This window comes from Micromonospora sp. NPDC047707 (genome assembly GCF_040704235.1).
In the GTDB taxonomy this organism is placed as follows: Bacteria; Actinomycetota; Actinomycetes; order Mycobacteriales; family Micromonosporaceae; genus Micromonospora.
Genome location: NZ_JBEYSU010000104.1, coordinates 1 through 3835 on the forward strand (window position 1 = coordinate 1; position 3835 = coordinate 3835).

3 protein-coding genes are annotated in these 3835 nt (G+C 71.6%); 1 reads left to right on the forward strand and 2 read right to left on the reverse strand.

The features are described 5' to 3' along the window. Positions 1–239: 239 nt before the first annotated feature. Complete coding sequence (locus AB0873_RS31920) at positions 240–1589, reverse strand: hypothetical protein (RefSeq protein ID WP_366604466.1); 1350 nt, start codon at positions 1587–1589, stop codon at positions 240–242. 85 nt (positions 1590–1674) lie between these two features. Here AB0873_RS31920 and murD point away from each other — a divergent pair, with 85 nt between their 5' ends. Beyond that, entirely contained in the window at positions 1675–3024 is a 1350-nt protein-coding gene (murD, locus tag AB0873_RS31925; protein WP_155331315.1) for a UDP-N-acetylmuramoyl-L-alanine--D-glutamate ligase, read from the forward strand. Positions 3025–3167: 143 nt separating this feature from the next. Here murD and AB0873_RS31930 read toward each other — a convergent pair whose 3' ends face one another. Continuing rightward, positions 3168–3725, reverse strand: a complete 558-nt coding sequence (locus AB0873_RS31930; protein WP_366604468.1) for a hypothetical protein — start codon at positions 3723–3725, stop codon at positions 3168–3170. Between the last annotated feature and the right edge of the window lie 110 nt (positions 3726–3835).

Consider the following 3835-nt stretch of genomic DNA (forward strand, 5'->3'; position numbering starts at 1 on the left):
GGACAGCGCCAAGAGGAAACGACGTCAGCCGGACGGCCCCAGCCCGATTTTCGCCCGCTCAGGGTCGCGCCACCAGGCGCACGCACTACTAACCCCCCACCCAGCGCCCCGCCCCTACCTGTTGATCATGAGGTTAGCGGGTTGGTTCGTCCCGATTCGGACCCGCTAACTTCATGATCAACCCGGGCGGGGCCGCGGCGGGCGGGGTGGGTGGGTGGGGGGTGGAGGTGGGGGTGGGGTTAGGTGAGGGAGTCCAGGGTTTTGGCGTAGACGGTGGGGGTGAAGGTGGGGCCGCCGGGGGTGAGGACGTCCGAGGTGGTTGCCGCCTGCCAGGCCGTTTCGGGGACGGCGTCCACGAGGGCCCGGACGACCGGGGCGTCGCGCCACTGCTCCTGCTCGGCGAGGAGGCTGAGCGCCACCACCGACTCCTCGACCTCGCCGACGCACTCGAACGGCTTGTGCCCGTCCACGCCGAGCAGCTCCCGGTAACCCGGCAGCTGGACCGGGTCGGCGAGCAGGTCACCGCCGAAGATGTGGGTGATCCGCTCGCGCGGCATGAACGGCGCCAGCGCGAGGAAGACGAACCGGCACTTCGGGCAGTTCCGGCACCAGCGCTCGCTCGCGCCGCGCAGCTTGAACGCCGCGTTGCAGCTGGTCACCACGTCGTCGTACTGGTCGATCGACGCGAACAACCGCGCGATGTGCAGCTCCGACAACTGGCGCAGCAGGGAGAAGTACGGGTCGGTGAGCCCGGCGTGCTCGGCGAGCGCCGCCCGCAGCAGCCCCTCCGCCTCGACGCCCTTGGACCACTGGTGGTTGATCTCGTGCCCGTCCCAGACCAGGTTCGGGTCCGACGCCGAGCGCTCGTTGGACATCACCACGGGGCCGAGGCCGTTCAGCACCGCCGTCGCGACGGCGATCAGCGAGTTGATCGCGGTGACCGGGATGTGACCGTTGAGCGCGCCGGCCTCGTTCAGGTCGAACAGCACCGGGTCGATCCGCCGGCGGGCGGCCAGCGCCGGCAGCCCGGACGCCGCGTTCACCGACTCGATCACCCGGTTCGGGTTGACCGAGAAGGGCACCGGGTCGAAACCGCCCCGGCGCAGCGCCTCCAGGCTGACGATCGAGTCCTTGCCGCCGCCGACCGCCGACAGCGGCCGCCGGCCGTAGGTGTCGTACCCGACGGCCGGTGCGACCTCACCGGCGGGTACCTCGGGACGCAGCTCCAGCACGTGCGGCAGCGCGTTGCGGTACGCGTACTCCCCGAGGCCCTTGGTGTAGACGGCCGTGACCAGCTCGACGGCGGCCGACCCCAGCGGCGCCGGCAGCACCAGCCGGCGCGGCGCGGCCGTCTTGTAGTAGCTGACGCCCGCCACCACGTGCAGCAGCTCCAGGACGCGGCCCAGGGTCGCGACCGTCTCGTCCGACGGGGGCGCGTCGGGCAGCGGCAGGGTGACCACCTCGGTGAAGCGCTGCTCGCCGTCGGGCCCGGTCAGGGCGTAGTCGAACAACACCTCCCCGGTGGAGAGGTCGATCGAGTAGGACGGGAAGGTGAAGGCGTCCATCCGCCGGAGCTGCTCGTTGGGCACACGCCATACTAGGCCCTGGTTCGTCCGCCGTGCCCGAGTGCGCCGGACCCGCCCGCCGACGTCGCCGACATCCCGAGGAGAGCACGTGCGCCTGTCTGACCTGCGCGGACGCAAAGTCGCCGTCTGGGGCACCGGCCGCGAGGGCCGGGCCGCCGTGACCGCGATCGCCGCGCACGGCCCGGCGGACCTGGTCGCGGTCGACGACAGCCGCTCCTTCCTCAGCCTTCCCTGGGAGGGGCCCCTCGCCGAGGCGGCGCCGCTGGTCACCGGCGAGGCGGGTTTCGATCGGCTGCTCGCCGCCGACGTCGTGGTCCGCTCACCCGGGGTGCCGAACACGCACCCGTGGCTGGTCGAGCTGCGCCGGCGCGATGTCCCGGTCACCCAGGGCACCGCCCTGTGGCTGGCCGACCACGCCGCACGTACCGTCGGCGTCACCGGCAGCAAGGGCAAGAGCACCACTTCCAGCCTGATCAGCCACCTGCTCACCGCGGTGGAGCGGCCCAACGTCTTCGGCGGCAACATCGGCGTGCCGACCCTGGACCTGCCGGAGGCCGAGCTGTACGTGCTGGAGCTGTCCAGCTACCAGTGCAGCGACCTGGCCGACTCGCCCCGGGTGGCCGTGGTCACGGCGCTGTTCCCCGAACACCTGGACGCGCACGGCGGCGAGCGCGAGTACTACCGCGACAAGCTCAACCTGCTGGCGCACCACCCGGAGACGATCGTCGTCAACGGCGCCGACGCGCGACTCGCCGCCGAACTCGGCGACCGGCCCGCCGTACGCGCCGGCACCCCGGACACCACCCACGTGGCGACCGGCCCGGACGGCACGCCCTGGTTCCACCTCGGCGACCAGCCGCTCTTCGCGCGGGCCGTCCTGCCACTGGTCGGTCGGCACAACGAGGGCAACCTGTGCGTGGCGCTCGCCGTGCTCGACGCGCTCGGCGTCGACGTGGTCGCCCGGCGGGACACGCTCGCGGTGGCGGTCGCCGAGTTCCAGGGCCTCGCCCACCGGCTCACCGAGATCGTCGACCCGTCCGGGCTCACGTTCGTCGACGACACGCTCGCCACCAGCCCGTACGCTGCCATGCACGCGATCGACGCGTACGACGGGCGGCCGCTCACGGTCATCGTCGGCGGCACCGACCGCGGCCTGGACTACACGCCGCTGCGGGAGCACCTCGCCGAACGGGAGATCACCGTCATCGGCGTGCCGGACAGCGGGCCGCGCATCGTGGCGGCGCTCGACGGGCTGCCGAAGGTGCGCTGCGAGGTCGTCGACGACCTGGTCGACGCCGTACGGCTGGCCCGCGACGTCACGCCGGTCGGCGGGGTCGTGCTGCTGTCGCCGGCCGCGCCGAGCTACGGGCGGTTCCGCAACTTCGAGCACCGCTCCGAGGTGTTCGCCCAGGCGGTCCGCGACACCGCCGCCGGCTGAGGTGTTAGGAAGGGACCCTTGTACAACACCAGGCGTTGACAAGGGGCCCTTCCTTGCAACGTGGGGTGGGGTGTGCGGACGCCGCTGGCCGGCACCCGGGTTCCGGGTGCCGGCCAGCGGCTTGGTTCCCCCTGTGAGGAAAGTCAGTTCCAGTGCTCGGCGACGAGGTCGGCGGCCTGGGTCTCCCACTGGGCGTAGTGGAACGGGTAGGCCGACACCTGCACGGTCTGGGCGGCCTTGGTCAGCGGCATGTCCTGCCAGCCGTCGACCTGCTTGAGACCCTTCAGGAACGCCAGCGTGGAGTATTCGGGGTCGGTGATCTGCTCGACCGTGCCCCACCCGCTGGACGGGCGCTGCTGGAACAGGCCCTGCGAGTCGTGGTCGTTGCGCTCACCCAGGTGACCCAGGTTGACCAGCTTCGACTCCTGCAGCGCGGTGGCGATGGCCACCACGGCGGCCCGCTCGTCCATGTCGGCCTTCTTCGTCGCCGCGATGATCGCCTTCACATTCGCGGTCTGCTCGTCGTCCAGGTCGATGCGGGACTGCTTGCCCTGCACACCATGCGGGATCAGGGTGTTCTTGTCCACCGTGTCAGCCTGCACGGCGGCGGCGAGCGACGTGGTGCCGACCGTGCCGGTGGTGGTGGTGTCGTGGTTCAGCGGGCCGGCGGCGAGACCACCGGCGACGGCCAGACCAGCGATACCGAGAACGCTCTTAGAGACCGTCGGGTAACCGGGTGGCTACGCGGCGAGAAGTCGTTCAGCGTTGATGCGTCGGGCGGCTTCGCGTTCGGTGGCGTTGGCCCAGCGGA